The 18,032-nt window shown below is 34.4% G+C and carries 18 protein-coding genes and 2 pseudogenes; 1 reads left to right on the top strand and 19 read right to left on the bottom strand.

Going from position 1 to position 18,032, the window contains the following annotated elements:
* Window positions 1–297: 297 nt before the first annotated feature.
* Both D7D81_RS07730 and D7D81_RS07725 read right to left on the bottom strand, forming a co-directional pair.
* Window positions 298–1,497 carry a serine hydrolase gene (locus D7D81_RS07730; protein ID WP_164522154.1) on the bottom strand — a complete coding sequence of 400 codons (1,200 nt, stop codon included), beginning with the start codon at window positions 1,495–1,497 and terminating at the stop codon, window positions 298–300.
* 189 nt (window positions 1,498–1,686) lie between these two features.
* Window positions 1,687–2,172 carry a flavodoxin family protein gene (locus tag D7D81_RS07725; protein WP_125988841.1) on the bottom strand — a complete coding sequence of 162 codons (486 nt, stop codon included), beginning with the start codon at window positions 2,170–2,172 and terminating at the stop codon, window positions 1,687–1,689.
* 302 nt (window positions 2,173–2,474) lie between these two features.
* Between D7D81_RS07725 and D7D81_RS07720 the strand changes: the two genes are divergently transcribed.
* Window positions 2,475–3,719, top strand: a complete 1,245-nt coding sequence (locus D7D81_RS07720) for an IS110 family RNA-guided transposase (protein WP_125986592.1) — start codon at window positions 2,475–2,477, stop codon at window positions 3,717–3,719.
* A 620-nt stretch (window positions 3,720–4,339) separates the two neighbouring features.
* On the opposite strand, the pseudogene D7D81_RS20240 reads toward D7D81_RS07720, so the two are convergent.
* The 17 genes and pseudogenes from D7D81_RS20240 to D7D81_RS20085 form a co-directional block, all read right to left on the bottom strand.
* A pseudogene (locus D7D81_RS20240) lies at window positions 4,340–4,402 on the bottom strand (heavy metal transport/detoxification protein); the annotation flags it as partial.
* Between the two features lie 2 nt (window positions 4,403–4,404).
* The gene (locus tag D7D81_RS19450) at window positions 4,405–4,566 is read right to left on the bottom strand and encodes a hypothetical protein (protein WP_164522152.1); all 162 of its coding nucleotides are present in this window, start codon (window positions 4,564–4,566) and stop codon (window positions 4,405–4,407) included.
* A gap of 6 nt (window positions 4,567–4,572) precedes the next feature.
* Window positions 4,573–4,956 carry a type VII toxin-antitoxin system MntA family adenylyltransferase antitoxin gene (gene mntA, locus D7D81_RS07710; protein ID WP_125988839.1) on the bottom strand — a complete coding sequence of 128 codons (384 nt, stop codon included), beginning with the start codon at window positions 4,954–4,956 and terminating at the stop codon, window positions 4,573–4,575.
* A 309-nt stretch (window positions 4,957–5,265) separates the two neighbouring features.
* Complete coding sequence (locus tag D7D81_RS07705; RefSeq protein WP_125988837.1) at window positions 5,266–6,021, bottom strand: ABC transporter permease; 756 nt, start codon at window positions 6,019–6,021, stop codon at window positions 5,266–5,268.
* On the bottom strand, window positions 6,009–6,971 hold the full coding sequence (locus D7D81_RS07700) for an ABC transporter ATP-binding protein (protein ID WP_125988835.1): 963 nt from the start codon (window positions 6,969–6,971) through the stop codon (window positions 6,009–6,011). The genes D7D81_RS07705 and D7D81_RS07700 overlap by 13 nt, the downstream gene beginning before the upstream one ends.
* Window positions 6,972–6,994: 23 nt before the next feature.
* On the bottom strand, window positions 6,995–7,855 hold the full coding sequence (locus D7D81_RS07695) for an AraC family transcriptional regulator (protein ID WP_125988833.1): 861 nt from the start codon (window positions 7,853–7,855) through the stop codon (window positions 6,995–6,997).
* 392 nt (window positions 7,856–8,247) lie between these two features.
* Window positions 8,248–8,403, bottom strand: a pseudogene (locus tag D7D81_RS20235) (APC family permease); the annotation flags it as partial.
* 126 nt (window positions 8,404–8,529) lie between these two features.
* Window positions 8,530–9,714 (bottom strand): MalY/PatB family protein, encoded by a 1,185-nt coding sequence (locus D7D81_RS07685; protein ID WP_125988829.1) that lies wholly within the window; start codon window positions 9,712–9,714, stop codon window positions 8,530–8,532.
* 405 nt (window positions 9,715–10,119) lie between these two features.
* Window positions 10,120–11,109, bottom strand: a complete 990-nt coding sequence (locus D7D81_RS07680; RefSeq protein ID WP_205739372.1) for an AraC family transcriptional regulator — start codon at window positions 11,107–11,109, stop codon at window positions 10,120–10,122.
* Between the two features lie 222 nt (window positions 11,110–11,331).
* Window positions 11,332–12,009 (bottom strand): nucleotidyltransferase domain-containing protein, encoded by a 678-nt coding sequence (locus D7D81_RS07675; protein WP_205739371.1) that lies wholly within the window; start codon window positions 12,007–12,009, stop codon window positions 11,332–11,334.
* Between the two features lie 128 nt (window positions 12,010–12,137).
* Window positions 12,138–12,893, bottom strand: a complete 756-nt coding sequence (locus D7D81_RS07670; protein ID WP_125988827.1) for a class I SAM-dependent methyltransferase — start codon at window positions 12,891–12,893, stop codon at window positions 12,138–12,140.
* A gap of 107 nt (window positions 12,894–13,000) precedes the next feature.
* Window positions 13,001–14,917 (bottom strand): ABC transporter ATP-binding protein, encoded by a 1,917-nt coding sequence (locus tag D7D81_RS07665; protein ID WP_205739443.1) that lies wholly within the window; start codon window positions 14,915–14,917, stop codon window positions 13,001–13,003.
* A 4-nt stretch (window positions 14,918–14,921) separates the two neighbouring features.
* On the bottom strand, window positions 14,922–16,673 hold the full coding sequence (locus D7D81_RS07660; protein WP_125988825.1) for an ABC transporter ATP-binding protein: 1,752 nt from the start codon (window positions 16,671–16,673) through the stop codon (window positions 14,922–14,924).
* Window positions 16,674–16,702: 29 nt separating this feature from the next.
* Window positions 16,703–17,137 (bottom strand): MarR family winged helix-turn-helix transcriptional regulator, encoded by a 435-nt coding sequence (locus tag D7D81_RS07655; RefSeq protein WP_125988823.1) that lies wholly within the window; start codon window positions 17,135–17,137, stop codon window positions 16,703–16,705.
* 97 nt (window positions 17,138–17,234) lie between these two features.
* A complete protein-coding gene (locus D7D81_RS07650) occupies window positions 17,235–17,549 on the bottom strand; it encodes an ABC transporter permease (protein WP_164522150.1) in 315 nt (104 codons plus the stop codon).
* Window positions 17,550–17,657: 108 nt separating this feature from the next.
* A complete protein-coding gene (locus tag D7D81_RS07645; protein WP_125988819.1) occupies window positions 17,658–17,846 on the bottom strand; it encodes a hypothetical protein in 189 nt (62 codons plus the stop codon).
* A complete protein-coding gene (locus D7D81_RS20085) occupies window positions 17,828–17,968 on the bottom strand; it encodes a hypothetical protein (RefSeq protein WP_286170322.1) in 141 nt (46 codons plus the stop codon). The genes D7D81_RS07645 and D7D81_RS20085 overlap by 19 nt, the downstream gene beginning before the upstream one ends.
* Window positions 17,969–18,032 lie beyond the last annotated feature (64 nt).

Here is an 18,032-nt window from a genome sequence, read left to right as displayed (position 1 = left end):
GATATACTGGTTGGTTAGAATACTGACCAGAAAGCAGAGATCACCAATAGTTTATTATTTGTAAATATATGGAAATATATAGTTTCAATACTCTAACCAACCTAATTAAATAATTTTAAGTTACTGAATGGTTAAAGTACTGATACGCATGATTTTAAGTAAATTTCACCCTTTCTTAAATTTCTCATTTAAAGGTCTGCTCGAAAATTTCAGCTAAATATCCCCTGTTTTCGAACAGTGCCCTTTAAGTTTAACATATATCTATTAATTTAACAAGCTCCTTTTTCAGTAGTGTTACTAAATTTTTCCCTGCTTGATTAATGAAATTAGACGCCTGGTCAATTCTGTAATCTTATCGGTATCCAGCTCTTGCTTGGGGTTATTTACTGTTATAGAAACAGTATAGATATCACCCCCTGCTTCTCTCTGCAAAATATGGGTATATTGTAATACCCCTGGTTCTGATCCCCCTTTATACCCAACCAGCTGCCAATCTTTCTTTACTGCCAACCCCGGATTAATCCTTATTTCATCTGCATCCCGTAATTTATATATTAATTGACATAATTCTTGAGTAGAAAAAAACCATTCCAGCTCAGTAATTAATCTGGGTGAACTACTCATCACACTAGTTTTTACAGGTAAATTTTTTATATTATTTAATATCTGTCTTCTCTTTTCTATACCAGCTTTAATGTATTCAGTTTGAATAACTGAATCAACAGCATATTTAAGTCTTAATAAGTCTATAGTCTTTAAAAAAGGGATATTTATTTCCGTTACATATTTTTCAATATTTTCCCGTCCCACGGCATTAATTAATAAATCTGTTGCCGTATTATCACTAAGTGAGATCATCAGATTACTTAATGTCTTTATAGTTAGCGGTGTACCTTTCGGCCAGTCCTGTAAAATCCCACTCGCTAAAGACTTATTATCTTGATTTAATATTACTAGACTATCCCAGCTGATTTTACCGTTTTGGACTGCATCATAAACAGCTTTTAATACATACAACTTAAAGGAAGAACCAACTGCCATTTTTCTGTTTGAGTTATATGATAAAATCTTATCCTGATTATTTTTAATTACAGACACTGAAATAGCACCTGTTATAGATTTAAATTCTGAAATTACTTCAGCCAAATCATCTTCAGTTAGAATCCAGTTGCCAAACCATAATCCTTTTATTTTACCAACATTATTCAAAACTATTTTTGCCGGTGCAGTCCCTTTAACAAAGATAAGTGTATAATCCCCGCTACTGCCAGTAATTTTTTTGAGCTGACCAAGTTGATCATGATACTGCTTTAATATCCCGATAAGCTGATTAGCGGATACCTGATTTAAAAAGGATTTATCGAATAGTATTTCCACTTCATTTTCCTCTGTATTAAATAATTTAAACAATACTTCTTTTTCCTTATCAAACTGAGCCGTTACTGCTGTCGTTAATACTAACAAGATTATAAATGTCAGAACAATGCGTTTAATCATATCGACCATCCCCTAATATTATTTAATTCCTATAAAAGTGCTTGAAATATAAGAATTGTGTATCCTGTAAGGACAAAAGCATTTGAATTCAATCAAGAGAAAATTCATTATCGGCATAATCTTCCTTAAATAATTCGTCTTTTTCAAGATATTTAACTTACTAATATCATCTCTGCAAGTTTAAGCACATTATCCTGTCGTATTAACTGTCCATTTCTCTATACTTTTAATTGTAGTTTCCATATTTTTTAATGGATTTTTAAATTCAAACCTATCAATAATATTATTTTTCCCTATTAATTCTTCTATATGATCAAAAACCTTACCAGCCTGACCCTGATATGTACAAAATAATACAACATTTTTACCCTCAATTTGCTTATCCGTCAGCAAACTCCTGATAGGTGGGGTCATACTACCAGCCCAGACAGGGGAACCAATTACTATTTGATCATAATCTGCTAAATTTACTTCTATAGGTTTAATAGCTACTTTAATTTTAAATAATGACTGAAAACCGCCTATAATATATTTCACAAATCCTTTAGGGTAATCTTTAATAGGCTCGAGCATAACAATATCTGCATCTAGTTTTTCTGCCAATTTTTTAGCTACAAAATCAGTGTTACCATTTAATGAATAGTATAAAACAAGGTTTTTCATGATTATATCCATTCCTTTCGCTGCGCTCAAGGCACAAAATGTTATGAAATTGTGTCTTTGAGCTATTTTGTTTTATAATAAAGTCATAGGGATATCAGTAAACTACAAATCACGAGGGGGTGAGTGGGCTGCTTCATTTATGAAGTGACCGAATGATTATATGTGTAGATTGCCTTTTCAAGCACAAATAAGTGTGCCACCGAGCACGAAACCTTATCTTTGTATAAACAATACTCGTTTATCGCTAGGCAATCAGTCAATGCTGTCCATCCCTATAATTCTTAAAAAACCTCTTGGTTTAGAAAGGAATCCCTATGGCTTTAAAAATCGTATACAAAATTTGTTGTGGCATCGATGTCCACAAAACTTTCGTGGTTGCTTGTATAGCTTCCACTAATTCTAAAGGTGTTACCACCTACAAGAGTCATCGCTTTTCTACCTACACAAAGGGTTTGAGAGAGCTGTTACAATGGCTACTTGATAATGACTGCAAGGATGTCTGCATGGAATCCACAGGGAAATACTGGATCCCTGTATTTAATGTTCTTGAAACTTCCTGCAATATTGTTCTTGCCCACCCTAAATATGTTAAAGCAATCCGTGGTAAAAAAACTGATAAGAAAGATGCAAAGTGGATTGCTGACCTGTTTAAACATGATCTTGTTGCTGGTAGTTTTATGCCACCTGCCCAAATCCGACAGCTACGTGATCTGATGCGTTATCGTTTCAAGTTGATCTGCTTTATGTCAAGTGAGAAGAATCGACTGCAGAACTGTCTTACCGTTTCTAACATTCAGTTAGGTAATATCGTTTCTGATACTTTTGGTAAAAGTTCACAAAGGATTATAGATAAGATTCTGGAAAATCCTCTTGATACTTCTTTTGATATTGAGCCCTTAATTCATGGTTCCATGAAGAAAAAACTTCCCGAATTGGAACTCGCCATTGACGGTTATATTACACCGGAACAGGCTGGTAAATTAAAGGTTATCAAACAGCATTATGAGGATTTAGAAACCCGGAAATCTGATCTAGAAGAACTTATTCTCAAACTTGCCAAGCCATACCAGCAAGAAATTGATCTTATTTTAACTGCCCCATCCTTTAAAAACATCTTCTCAGCTATTGGTGTAATTTCAGAGATAGGGGTCAATATGGATGTTTTTCCTACTGCTAAGCATCTTTGTTCTTGGGCTGGGCTTACTCCTACTAACAACGAAAGTGCAGGTAAGAAAAAATCAGTCCGGGTTTCTAAATCAGGATGTTACATTAAACCACTTCTTGTACAGTGTGCAACCGCTGTAGTTAAAAGTGAAAAACACCCTGAGATCCGCAACCGTTATCTCCGCTTAAAGAAACGGCGTGGACATAAGAAAGCAATTATTGCCATTGCAAGAATGCTTCTATCAGCATTATACAACATGTTGAAAAAAAAGGAACCCTATAATGCTGATTTATATAGAAAATCTGATGTTCTTCCAGTAGACCGTGAAATTACGGTAGAACAAGCAATTTTATTAGCTCGGCTTCAGGGTTATCGAATTAAGTCAACTGCATAACCATAACACCTTTAACTTCATTTTTTAAAAGTCATTATATGATGGCTTATTTTGCTATGCCCTCTAATTCTTTAAATGCTATCTATTATTTATTTCAACCTTCTACCTCCTGATTTTATTTTACATAATATAGTTCTACTTATCTCAATTTTTACCTGCTTAATAAAAATATCTGAACCTCATTACTTATATGGTATAAGGGGTTAGGGTTGAAAAGTTGTAAAAAATTTAGAAGAAATGGGTGCTATGAGTCTTGCCTGGTTCACAAAGGGATCTAAATCCAAACACTGAAGTGGAATTCGGCTGGAATGTTAATTATAATTTTGTATGGTCAGAAGGAGGAGATTTAAAGCTAAAAAAAAGCAATCTAAAACAACGGCAAGTACAAAATAAAACCACGAAATAGAGATTTTGTCGATTAGAAAATTCATTTCCCTAATTAACAAACAGGCAAAAAAACCGCTATGACGAGCATACCATATTTTAATTTGGGGCATCGCCAAGCAGTATAAATAAATAGGGTTTATAATTAATTCTTGAGCAATTTCAGTAAGGGAATTTTCCTTAAGTATTCCTTAAGTATTCATCAAATATTCATCTAATTATTTAACTTCAACAAATTAATAGCCTGCTTCTTCTACAGCAGCCTTAAATTTAACTTCATCTACTTCATGAGCCAATTCTACTACTGCCGTACCTTTATCAGCACTAACATTAGCTGAGGTAACACCACAGACAGTTTTGTATAATCCTTTAAATTATCAAAATTATTATCATAAACTTCATTAATTCTTTTGATACAACGATTTATCGTTTGTTTCTTATTAATTAATACATCATCAACCAATAGAAGTCACCCCCATACACCTTCCAGCACTTCTTTTCTTTTTTCATTGAGATTAGCATACTCTCTTAAAGTTTTTAATTCAAATTCCATCTTTTTATAATTATTAGCATTATATATTAACTTACCCTGTATAATTTGGATTTTAAAAACAGTAGATGCTTGTTTAATATCAATTAAATCTACTTCTTTTTTAAATTTATCAGCTAACTTTTGAGCAAATAAGAATATTTGATATTCATCAACTTCATTTTCAGATAAAAAAGCTATATCAACATCACTATCTTTTCTCTCATTATTTTTAGAATAAGAACCAAATACATAAATTAATTCAGGAGACAGTTTTTGTTCTAAAAAATCTATTATAATAATTTTTTCCGCTTTAGAAATCATAATATTTTCCCCTTATTTTTTCGTTTGTCAGTTAAAATATTACTTAGCCTACCTATTATTAATCATAATTAGCAGTGCTTATCACCAATAATTTCTTTTCTTTTATTATAACTGACTCTCCTAATTTTAGCAACTTAATATTTTATTTGAAGCTATTTCTTTGTTTATTATTCTCTTAGATTATTTTTATTCATTCTTATTTACCTCAGTGTGAGGGCCTCGAACGGCCTATTACTGATCCAGCCTTGCGTTCACAATAAAGGGGTAGATTTATAATATTTCAAACCCGCCCCTTAACTTAAATCCAAATTAATGGGCCATCTCTTTTTTTAATCTCCACTTTGCCAGTCCAAAACTGCAGCAGCACATCACTATAAATAGTACAATAACAGGGAGAATTTCCCCTAATAAAATTGTCTCGCCAAGTATCAGACTACGCAGAGCGTTAATAATATGTGTAAATGGATTTAGTGTTACAGCTACAGCCAATCCACCTGATAAATTTTCAGTAGGAAAAAGGGCTGGGCTCAAAAAAAAGATAGGCAGCACAATCGCATTCATTATCGTCTCATAGATTACTTCATTTGGCAGAAAGAGACTAATAGAATAGGTAAGACCTGACATGAAAAACGCTGTCATAAAAACCAGTAATATCATGAGTGAAATTCCAGCGATACCCGATGCCACCTTTACTGAGAAAAAAAAGCCTACAACACATAAAATTACTACTTCCAGGAAGGAAACCAGTACTGCCTCCAGCATTTGCCCCAGCACAATAGAGTTTCTACTCACAGGTGCAATCAGGATTCTGTAAAAACTGCCGTTGGATTTCATGATATAATTGATAATACCACCACTACTGCAGGCAGCCAGGGTAACGAGCACTATAATGCCGGGTAGAATGAAAGCAGTGTAATTATCGATCCCCATATTTTGCACTGCCTGGCCTGCGACAGAGCTGTACAAAATAAGCCAGATAAGCGGTTGCAAGATAGTAATTACAATGGAAATAGGGTTTTGAAAACGCCACCTTATATTTCGCCACAAAATATTCAGCACACCCATTCCTCCCCTCTATCTTCCCCTGAACCAGTTAATGCCAGAAAAACATCCTCCAGACCAGGTTCTACAATCTCGATACCACGAAACTCTACATCATGATCTAAAAGCCACTTATTCACAGCTGTAAAAGCAGTTCTGCTGTCATCCACACCTAGTAAAACAGAATTATTCCGCACACTGCTGAACTTAATAAACCCGGTGTCATCAAAGACATCTTTATATTTTTTTCCTCGCTCAGCATTGGAAAATGTAATACGGAGCATATCCTGCCTGGTATAACTGCGCAGGCTGCCTGGTGCTCCCTGGACTAATTCCTTCCCCTTTTTAATGATACAAATGGTATCACTCAAATGGTCAGCTTCTTCAAGATAATGAGTTGTAAGAAATATACTTGTATTATATTCATCCCGGATTTTCAACATCATTTTCCACATGGCCTTCCGGGACTCAACATCCATACCTGCTGTGGGCTCATCTAAAAATAGAATTTTAGGTGAAGAGACCATATTCATGGCAATATCCAGCCTGCGCTTCACCCCACCAGAGTAGGATGCCGTGGGGTATTTCAAATATCCGGAAAGATTAAAACTGTCAATCAAAGTACTTATTCTTTCTTCTGCCAGCTGTGCATCTACTTTGTACAGCCTGCTTTGAAATAGCATATTTTCCATTAGTGAAAGGTGCTCATCAATGGAAATACGCTGGGCAACACAGGCAATCTGTGTACGAACCCGGTCCGGCTCCCTACATAAGTCTTTCCCCAATATGCTTACTTTCCCGGATGTGGGTTTATAATAGGTTGTCAGAATATTAATCAAAGAAGTTTTCCCAGCTCCATTGGGACCCAGCAGTGAGAAGATTTCCCCACTGTTCACTTTAAGACTTAAGCCATCCAGGGCTCTGACGCCATTCTTATACTCCTTTACCAATTTATCAGTTTCAATTACGGACATTTTATTCCACCTCTATTTTTAAATTATTTTTCTTTCTTAACTGCAATCCAGACTTCAGAATATCCACTTTTTAACTTATTCTCGCTGATGGGATAAACTTCTACATCTGGGAATTGAGCATATTTATACCCAGAAAACGGAAGCCATTCTCTGGCAAATCGTTTAAAGATTGTTTGAATGGAATCTTGAAAAGGTCCATCACATTTAAAGATAACCCATGTAGCTGCCGGAATTTCATATTCAACCAAATTCTCTGGAACAGCTAAATCGGTAGCAGTTGCAATGTAATAATAGATTTTCTCTGGATTTTGATATGCAGTAACACCTAAAATACCATGCGGCTTTTGATTTGCTAATTTGCTAATTTTTGAAACTAAATTGCTTTTTAATGTTTTGTTCCAAAATTTTGGAACAGTTTTGAAATTATGTTCCTGATCCTCTTGTAAGGGGACTCTAATCCCAACAATTCTAATAGGTTCTTTTGCTTCTACACGATATCTCATGCTTTCACCTCCAGTGACGTTAATAGAAAATCTAATGGGTGGATAAGAATCTAATATAGTTCCATCCTTACGAGCAAAAGTCGGAGAAACACCATGAACACTCTGGAATGCTCTATTAAATGATGTCGGTATATCATAACCATACTTTGAACCAATATCTGTTACTTTATTTTCGCTCAACTGCAATTCAAAGGCAGCTTTTGTCATTCTCCTACGGCGTATATATTCAGATAGTGGAATACCAGTTATATAGGAAAACATTCTTTGAAAATTATAAGTGGAACAACAGGCTATTTTTGCTGCTTTGTCGTAAGAAATATCACCTGCCAAATTGTCTTCTATATAATCTATTGCCCGGCTTAATTGCTTCAACCACTCCATATCATCACCTCCCTATGTTAAAGTTTAGCATAATATAAATTTTATATCTTCTCTTTTAATGTCCAATTTCGTAAACTTATTTATTTGAGTTTCACTTTACTATATAAATAACACTTAAAATATTGCACTTTTCTATTCCAGCAAATTCACCCCTGACCCCGTTCTTATTAATTATCTTCATAACTCTCTTCTATATCAACTTTGCCAGAATTATAACGCCACATTGAAAATACTGCTGCTACAACAACAATTACCAGGTTTCCAAATAATAGTGGTAATGACATGTCTGATCATAGTAATATAACTTGCATAATTGATACTACAACTGATACTAAAACAATAATTTTGGATACTCCAGGTGATGTTTTGAACTTGGATTTATTCCACAATTCAGTCATTGCTATTGCAACACCAGCAAGCGACATAATTCCTGCACCTATAATCTGACCAACCGCAGTTCCCATTAAGTCCCAAAACCCTAATACTCTTTTTAAATCTCTAGTTGAAACCTTTTTAGTAACTTCGTTTGACATTTTCCTCCCCCTCATTTAAATAATATTTTAAAATACAAATATACGTTTTGTATAACATATCTCTGTTATTATATAACCCAATACTATTTATTCTATACAGGTAGCGCTTTTAGTACGTCTTTTAATCTCTTTTAATCAAATTTACTTAATAGCTTTTACTGCCCTGCACAGTCTAGCTAAACCTTCTTCTAATAACTTTCTTGGACATGCATAGTTTAATCTCATAAATCCAGCTCCACCAGGACCAAACCATGAGCCACCATCCAAGCCCACCTTTCCTTCTTTTGCTACAGTTCCTTCCAATATGTCTGCATTTGTTTCATATTTTCTCAAATCTAACCAACCTAAATATGTTCCTTGAGGTTTTATTAATCTAGCATGAGGTAGATTTTCCTGTAAATAGTTTTCTATGAATTTCACGTTTGCTGCTAAATATACCAATAACTGCTCTAACCACTCTTCTCCCTCATTATAAGCTGCTTCAACTGCAACTATACTCAAAGGATTTTGTAGACCAATACTATTTCTTTCTAGATTGCTTTCAAACTTCAATCTCAATTTCCTATTTGGAATAATGATATTTGACGTTTGTAAACCAGCTAGATTGAAAGTCTTGCTAGGAGCAGTACAAGTGATTGAATTCTGTGCAAACTCTTCATTCATAGAAGCAAACATAGTATGAGTAAATCCTGAGTATACAAGATCATTATGGATCTCATCAGCAATAACTAAAACATCATTTTCCAGGCATATTTCTCCGATTTTTTCTAATTCTTCTTTTGTCCAGACTCTTGATACAGGATTATGTGGACTACAAAGGATAAAAGCAGTTACTTTAGAATCCTTTACCTTTTCCTCAAAGTCTTCAAAATCTATTTCATAATCTTCTCCATTAAAAACTAATGGGTTATTAACCACATGACATCCATTGTTTTCTATAGCATTTGCAAAAGGATAATAAACAGGTTGTTGTATAAGCACTTTTTCTCCAGGAACACAGAAAGTTTGAATCAGATAATTTATTGCCGGTACAATCCCTGGTGTATATAAAATCCAATCTTTTTTTATCTCCCATCCAAAACGTCTTTTAGTCCAATTAATAATTGCTTCATAATAAGAATCCGGTCGTGTAGAATATCCATATATTCCATGTTCTACTCTTTTCTTAAGAGCATCAATAATTGGCGGTGCCACTTTAAAGTCCATATCAGCTACCCAAAATGGCAAAACATCTTCTCCATTGAACATCTGCTTTAAAATTGCTGGTTCCCATTTTGAGGAATTTGTCCCTTTTCTGTCAATAACTTTATCAAAATTATACTTCATACTTTCACACCTTTCTTAAAATTAGTTTTAATGAATGTTAAATCTCTTAATTAATAATAACATTATCGTAACAATTTTGATATCAAATTGTTTAAAATTCAATAACTAAATGGCTATGCTCTTTATTTTCTTTATCAAGATTTAATCGGGAATCCTCTATTGCCAGATTTGCTGCTACCACGGCATATTGTACATACCTGTTATGCTATAGTAAAACAATATCATATGTCATTAAGTGAAAATGAACAAATATTGCTATTTCAAATTTAGACTCAGTACAGAGAATAGGTCTTTGTAATTATAAAACAAAAACAGATAGTCAGAAGAGTATTAGAACCCTGCATCTCGACTATCTGCTATATAATATATTTAAGATTCTTCTCTACTTACTTAAAAATAAACATATTACTTCACTGGTATCCAAATTTCACAATATTTTTTTCCATTCTCACTCACACCATACATTTCAAATTCAGGCCCATCTAATGGTTCATAATCTGATGTTGGAAACCATTCAGTATAAATGCGTTTCCATAATGCCTGGATTACTCCAGAAGTTTTATCTTCGGTATGCTCTTCAGTTTTAAAAATAACCCAGGTTAGAGCTGGAATTTCAGCATAAGTAAAACCTTTAGGTACACCACTTACAGGTGTAAATGCACAAATCATATAAGGAAAAGTATTTCCTCCAGTATCACGATAGCACATAACTGCATTTATAGGTCCTATACCCTTACAAGAACTATTCCACTTTATTCCTGATGCTTTTGTGATACGATCTAATGTTCCTTTTTTTATTTCATTCTGCCAAAACTCAGGTATTGCCTTTAGATTTTCATCATTTTCAAAGTTTGTAAATACCTCCTCTACACCAAAAACCGACAATGTACCTTTTTTCTCAATTCTGTAATTCATCTCAACATCACCTCTAATTGAAATTTGAAAGGAAATACACGGATAGGCTTTTAAATAAACACCCTGATTGCGCGCAATTGTGGGTGTAACACCATGCATATTTTGAAATGCACGTGAAAAAGCTTCTGGCGACTGATAACCATATTTTAAAGCAAGATCAATTATCTTTATAGCGCTATTTTGCAATTCAAGTGCAGCAAGTGTAAATCTACGTCGTCTTATATATTCTGATAAAGGTATATCAGTCATAAAAGAAAATATACGTTGGAAATTATAAACTGAGCAACATGCTATTTCAGCCACTTTAGTATTATCAATTTCCTCTGTTAGATTTTCTTCAATATAATTTATTGCACTATTCATTCGCTCAAGCCATCCCATATATATCCCCCCTTCAATTAAAGAATAACTTATCTTTATCTTATTTTCCTTGCATTTTCTGCCTGATAATGCAAGGTCAGTATTATTATTTAACTCCATATATCATTCACTAATGATCCCCAGTTGTAAGAATGCTACTGAAAGTAAGCTTAATAATTTATATTTTGAATTCTTCAGATAATACACTCCTGTTTATTAAATATACTATATTTGCATTTGCAAAATCATCAAAATTAAGTTCTATCTCTTTAATTTCTAGAAATTTATTTAACTCTTTATAATTACATTTATCATTTAAGTAATGACTATTATAATATTTTTTTAACTGCTATACAAGAACTCTTCAATCTTTCTTGCTCTATCCATTCTACCTCTTTTAATATTAACAGCTAACTGTAATTCAAGAGGTGGTACCTTTATTTGAAAACCTTCCCATTCTACTGTTTCCAGATGATTTAAAGCATAAGGTCCACAATCAACAGGTTCTGGGTCATCAAGAACAGCTGCTGGATCAGAAGCAATATCGATTCTTACATCCATAAATATGACACCAAATTCCTTTGTCAGCCATCCATTAGTATCAATAATCGGCTCGATTAAATAGTCTTGAAACAATTCTGTAATATCTTCTACATAATCTGAGTCAATCATAATGTCTATATCATGAGGATTCAATTCAACACCACGAATACAGCTAGCGCAACTTCCTGTCAGCCACCAATTAATATTGCTGTCTTTAGCCATAGAACAAAATTTCTTTAAGCCTGATTCCCAGGGAACATTAGTAAAATACCCTAATTGATTAAACATTTCTTGTGCGTATTTAGAATATCTTTCTCTCATCTTTTCTATATATTTAGCATCATTGGGATACTTCTTTATATATCCATTACCATCTTTCTGATAAAAACACATCTGAAGTACTTTCTCATACTTAGGATCAAAATCGAAAATACGGTAAATAACCTGACCATCAATATTTTGAAAACTAATTTTCATTTATAATCCACTCCTTTTCTATAAAGCTTTTATCTGTAATTTTTAATAAAATCCTCCAGAAAGTATATTACTTCTATAACTCTATTATAATCGACTAAATCTAATTGAACTAAGTTTCGCCTACTACCTCAATTCTTAGTTGCTAAAATTTCAAAACGATAAGTAGTAATATAATTCTCCCCGAAAGGATAGTAAATTTTACCCTCTGCAGACAGATTTTTGAGTATCTGAAAAATTTTATCTCTACTATCTTGAGCAGTTTCCATTCTGTCGAACCATAGTGGTAATTCATACTGTTCTTTTAATAGAAAAGTATGCTCTATAGTTAAAGGTAATTCTTTTAATAACTGATTCCATAACCGTGGTGAATAAGAAAACTGATGTGAACTATCTCTTAATAACTCAATATGGTTAATTTCTTTTTCAAATTCCTCCCCATCAATAACTGAACAATCTAAAATGTAAAATTTACCTCCAGGCTTTAATACCCTACACATTTCCCGAAGTGCTTTATTTACATCTGAAAAATGATGAACTGCAAATCTTGATGCAACAATGTCAAATTGACAGTCTGGAATATTTAAGTTATGTACATCTTCAACTCTAAACGTAATATTACTTATACCCTCTTGTCTTGAAGCTATTTTAGCCTCTGTCAACATTTCTGGAGTAATATCAATTGCAACCACCTGTTGCACCCATCTGGCTAAAGCAATTGCAGTATGCCCGCCTCCTGTTGCAACATCTAAAGCAGAGGCTTCTGAAGAAGGCTTTATAAGCTCAATCATTCTTTCCAGAACAACTGGATTACCATGTGTAGAACTCTTTCTGTATTCCGAAGCTCTTTGCCCAAAATTCTTTCTAACCTTATTTAGGTTGTCCATGCTAATTACCTCCTTTAATTGACTTTATTCTCATCACTTCATAATATCCCTAGTTTTTGAAAAATGCAATAATTAATTCAATTTATGATCTATTTCTTTTAATTAATTTATTGCAGTTCAAAAACACCTGTATAAAACTGATAGTACTTACCCCTTTCAGAAATTAATTCTTCATGGCTGCCTCTTTCTATGATCCGGCCATCTTCAAGCACCATAATAACATCTGAATTTTTGACTGTAGATAAGCGGTGGGCAATAACAAACACAGTTCTACCCTTCATTAATGAATCCATCCCCTGTTGAACAATAGCTTCAGTACGGGTATCTATAGATGATGTTGCTTCATCCAGAATCATAACAGGAGGATCGGCAACAGCAGCTCGAGCAATGGAAATTAATTGTCTTTGACCCTGAGACAGGCCGCTTTCAGTACCAGAAAGAACAGTTTCATAACCCTGAGGCAGCATTCTGATAAAACTATCCGCATTGGCCAGTTTTGCTGCTGCAATACATTCCTCATCACTGGCATCTAACCTGCCGTAGCGAATATTTTCCATTACCGTATCAGTAAATAGATTAACATCCTGTAGTACAATACCAAGGGAACGACGTAAATCACTCTTTTTAATTTTATTAATATTTATCCCATCATAACGAATTTTACCATCAGCAATATCGTAAAATCGATTAATTAAGTTAGTAATGGTAGTCTTTCCTGCCCCTGTTGCACCAACAAGGGCTACCTTCTGTCCAGGTTTAGCATATAAAGTAATATTGTGTAAGACCATCTCATCCTCTTCATAGGCGAAATCCACATCATAAAAACGTACTTCTCCTTTCAATTCAGTATAGCTAACTGTACCATCAGCATGTGGGTATTTCCAGGCCCACAACTCTGTACGTTTTTCAGTTTCAAAAATCCTGCCCTTTTCTTTTCTGGCATTAACAAGAGTAACATATCCATCATCTTTTTCTTTTTCCTCATCCATAAGTTTAAAAATACGCCCTGCACCGGCCAGGGCCATAACGACAGCATTTACCTGCTGAGATACCCGGGCAATAGGCATTATAAAGTTCCTGGATAACTGTAAAAATGAAGCAATCATACCAAGTGTCAGTACATTGATACCTGTCAGGTTGAGATTACTAACCCCCATAATCCCCATAATACCGCCTACAATTGCCAAAAGTACATATAATAAATAACCCAGATTGTTCATCACAGGCATCATAATATTGGCATATTTATTGGCAGTTGTCGCATGACTACATAATTGATCATTTTTAAGGTCAAATACCTCTTCTGCCTTTCTTTCATGGCAAAATACTTTGATAACCCTCTGACCGTGGATCATCTCTTCAATATAGCCGTTAACATCACCAAGGGACTGCTGTTGTTTTATAAAGAAACTACCACTTCTACCTGCAATAATACGGATCAGCTTCAAGACAAGAAAAACAAAAATAATAACAAAAATAGTTAACCAGAGACTAAGGTACAACATAGCAGCAAATACAGCTATAACTGTAACAATAGATGAAAATACCTGTGGTAAACTCTGAGCAATCATCTGGCGGAGTGTATCAATATCATTTGTATAATGACTCATAATATCACCATGTGTATGTGTGTCAAAATACTTGATCGGCAGAGACTGCATATGTGAAAACAGATCATCACGAATTTTTTTGAGCACTCCCTGGGCTATTACAACCATCAATCTATTATAAAATAAAGTAGCAAGAACACCTATCAGGTAAATACCGCCCATCAGAATTATTACTCTAAACAATCCCGAAAAATTTGGTACTGCTTCAAGTAAAAGTGGTGTAATATAATTGTCAATTAATTTCTGCAGAAAAAGTGAGGAAACTGCAGCTGTCACCGCACTTATTATTATACAAATTATAACTGCAATAAGTTGAACTTTATACTGCTTGATATATGAAAACAACCTTTTGATAGTATCTGATTCCATTTTGGCTTTTGTTGGAATATCCTGTATTCCGGAACCTGGGGTCATAGTTTTACTCATTTCCCTTACCTCCCTTGACCTGTGATTCATATACTTCCCTATATATTGGACTACTTTCTAATAATTCTTGGTGTGTACCTACTGCTGCAATTTTCCCATCATCCATAATAATAATTTGATCAGCTTCCTGTACAGAAGAAACCCTCTGAGAGATTATTAGCCTGGTAGTATCAGGAATTTCACCTCGAAATGCACTACGAATCAAGGCATCTGTTTTAGTATCAACTGCACTGGTAGAGTCATCCAGGATTAGTATTTTCGGCTTTTTAAGTAAAGCCCTTGCAATACATAAGCGCTGTTTTTGACCACCGGAAACATTGGAACCACCCTGTTCAAGATGGGTATCATACTTTTTCGGAAAGTTCTGGATGAAAGTATCAGCCTGAGCTAATTTACAGACACGGACCAGTTCCTGATCTGAAGCATTTTCATTACCCCAGCGGAGGTTTTCCTTAATGGTTCCAGAGAAAAGAACATTCTTTTGTAAGACCATTGCCACCTGATTGCGAAGGGTTTTAAGATCATAATCACGGACATCTATACCTCCAACAGTTACCCGGCCAGAATCAACATCATAGAGGCGGGGAATAAGTTGAACCAGACTACTTTTAGATGAACCTGTACCCCCAATAATACCTACTGTTTCACCTGATTTTATTTTTAAATTAATATCCTCAAGAACCAGTTTTCCCGTGTTTTTCCCATAACTAAAATTTACATCTTCAAAACAAATTTCCCCATCAAGGACTTCATATATAGGATTATCGCAATTCTTTAGATCACTTTCTTCATCCATCAACTCGACAGTTCTTTCTGCTGATGCCCTGGAGATGGTAATCATTACAAAGACCATGGAAAGCATCATCAGACTACCTAGAATCTGCATAGCATAAGTTATAAGACTGACTAACTGGCCCGTACTTAAGCCATATTCCGGATTACCCCCAGCAGCCACAATAATTCTGGCACCAAACCATGATACTAATAACAATGACCCATACATACAAAACTGCATTAGCGGCATATTAAAGGCCAGTGTCTTCTCAGCTGTGGAAAAATCCTGATAGATCTTCTGCGAGATATCTGTAAACTTCTTATTTTCGTGGTCCTCACGAATAAATGATTTTACAACTCGAATAGCCCGAAGGTTTTCCTGGACAACATTATTTAATTTATCATATTTTTTAAAAACACGTACAAAAATCGGGTGTGCTTTTTTCATAATCAAAAATAAACCACTTCCAAGAATAGGTATACAGGCAAGGAAAATTAATGATAGTTCTACATTGATACTAAAAGAAGCTGCCAAAGAGAAAATTAACATAATAGGACTGCGGATAGCCATCCTAATAATCATTTGAAAAGCATTCTGCAAATTAGTAACATCAGTTGTCAATCTGGTTACAATACTAGCTGTAGAGAACTTATCAATATTAGAAAAAGAAAAATTTTGCACATTATAGAACATATCATGCCGAAGATTCCTAGCAAATCCTGCTGATGCTACAGCTGCACTACGCCCTGCCAGAGTACCAAAAATCAGGGAAATAAAAGCAGATATCAGCAGGGCAGCACCCATTTTCAAGATAACTGTCATATTACCAGCATCAATTCCATAATCAATCATATTAGCCATTAAGATTGGGATTATAACTTCCATAATAACTTCCATTATTACATAAATTGGAGTTAGAATGGATTCCTTCTTGTACTGTCTTATACAAGCTGCTAAACGTCTTATCATAGGTCTAAATTCCCTCCAAATTATAATTATTACTCAGCTAAATTAGACTTCATTCTCTCTATATATGAAAAAAATTTATCAATTTCCTCCTGTGTAAATCCACGGGTCAGAGTAGCTTCCAGATTTTTGATGTCATCCTTGATAGCATTATGCAGGGTTAACGCCTGGGATGTAAGCACAAGTTTTTTCAGTCGGGCATCATCTGGGACACTACAGCGTGCAATTAATCCCTTCTGTTCCATCAACTTAACTACCTTTGATATGGTTGACCTGGTAACAGAAAATTTCTCTTCCAGGTCTTTTTGAAAAATATCTTTATCACGGTTTTCAGCAAGATAAGCAATAATCCAGCCATTGGTACCTGTAATGCTCTTTGCATATTGAAAGTTAATTGAATTTTCAAGATGGCGCCTGATGAGCTTTGTCAGTGAATGAACCACCATACCAACTTCTTGATCATTCATCTCATATTCCCCCAGAAAATAATGTTGGATATCAAACTATATAACAATAAATATTATAATTGCTTTTTAGTGATTAGTCAATATATTTCACTATTACTTAATGGGTCATCTCTTTTTTTAGTCTCCACATTGCCAGCCCAAAGCTTCCACAACACATCACTGCCAATAGCGCAACGACAGGCATAATATCCCCTAACAAGATCGTCTTTCCAAATATCAGGCTGCGCAGAGCGTTAATAATATGTGTAAATGGATTGAGGTTGATAGCTACCGCTAATCCTCCGGGCAAACTTTCAAGAGGAAAAAGGGCCGGGCTTAAAAAAAAGATAGGTAGCACAATCGCATTCATTATTGTCTCATAGATTACTTCATTTGTCAGAAAAAAAAGTAACAAAGATATAAGAGTATACACAAAAAAAGAGCAGCCACTTAGTCCGAAAGGAAGGCTACCCTATAATATGTATTTAAATTATATCCTCAAACCTATCTAACAACCATAGTCTTTTACCTACTCCCTCCTCTAGCTTCCTTTGTTCAGACTAATGGCCACTTTTGGGCGTGATCTTTTCCATTTTATTTCTTCATGAATCTGTTTTCTTACGTCAAATAATACACTCTTTTCTAAATCTACTTGTATTCCTAATGTTTTTCTATCTGATTTAATTACATCATATTCAACTACTGTTTTACCTACTTTAATCTTTTCCACTTCGCATTTCTACCTTTTCCCAGAACTTCAATTATTTCTTCTTTTTTTAATTTACTAAAAACCCTGTTAATTGTAGATTCAGAAACATCAGGACATGCATTTCTTATATCCTCTTTTGTCAAAGTTCCTAATACACTCTTTATTGCCTGTTCTACTTTCTACTCTATAACTCTTATTACCACTTCT

Source organism: Halocella sp. SP3-1, assembly GCF_003953885.1.
GTDB classification, from domain to species: Bacteria; Bacillota; Halanaerobiia; order Halanaerobiales; family DTU029; genus Iocasia; species Iocasia fonsfrigidae.
This window is presented reverse-complemented; position numbering and strand designations above follow the sequence as displayed.

Coding starts and splice junctions, on each gene's coding strand:
- D7D81_RS07730 (WP_164522154.1), bottom strand. CDS start 1,497: ATGATTAAACGCATTGTTCTGACATTTATAATCTTGTTAGTATTAACG.
- D7D81_RS07725 (WP_125988841.1), bottom strand. CDS start 2,172: ATGGATATAATCATGAAAAACCTTGTTTTATACTATTCATTAAATGGT.
- D7D81_RS07720 (WP_125986592.1), top strand. CDS start 2,475: ATGGCTTTAAAAATCGTATACAAAATTTGTTGTGGCATCGATGTCCAC.
- mntA (WP_125988839.1), bottom strand. CDS start 4,956: ATGATTTCTAAAGCGGAAAAAATTATTATAATAGATTTTTTAGAACAA.
- D7D81_RS07705 (WP_125988837.1), bottom strand. CDS start 6,021: ATGGGTGTGCTGAATATTTTGTGGCGAAATATAAGGTGGCGTTTTCAA.
- D7D81_RS07700 (WP_125988835.1), bottom strand. CDS start 6,971: ATGTCCGTAATTGAAACTGATAAATTGGTAAAGGAGTATAAGAATGGC.
- D7D81_RS07695 (WP_125988833.1), bottom strand. CDS start 7,855: ATGGAGTGGTTGAAGCAATTAAGCCGGGCAATAGATTATATAGAAGAC.
- D7D81_RS07685 (WP_125988829.1), bottom strand. CDS start 9,714: ATGAAGTATAATTTTGATAAAGTTATTGACAGAAAAGGGACAAATTCC.
- D7D81_RS07680 (WP_205739372.1), bottom strand. CDS start 11,109: ATGGAGTTAAATAATAATACTGACCTTGCATTATCAGGCAGAAAATGC.
- D7D81_RS07675 (WP_205739371.1), bottom strand. CDS start 12,009: ATGAAAATTAGTTTTCAAAATATTGATGGTCAGGTTATTTACCGTATT.
- D7D81_RS07670 (WP_125988827.1), bottom strand. CDS start 12,893: ATGGACAACCTAAATAAGGTTAGAAAGAATTTTGGGCAAAGAGCTTCG.
- D7D81_RS07665 (WP_205739443.1), bottom strand. CDS start 14,917: ATGACCCCAGGTTCCGGAATACAGGATATTCCAACAAAAGCCAAAATG.
- D7D81_RS07660 (WP_125988825.1), bottom strand. CDS start 16,673: ATGATAAGACGTTTAGCAGCTTGTATAAGACAGTACAAGAAGGAATCC.
- D7D81_RS07655 (WP_125988823.1), bottom strand. CDS start 17,137: ATGAATGATCAAGAAGTTGGTATGGTGGTTCATTCACTGACAAAGCTC.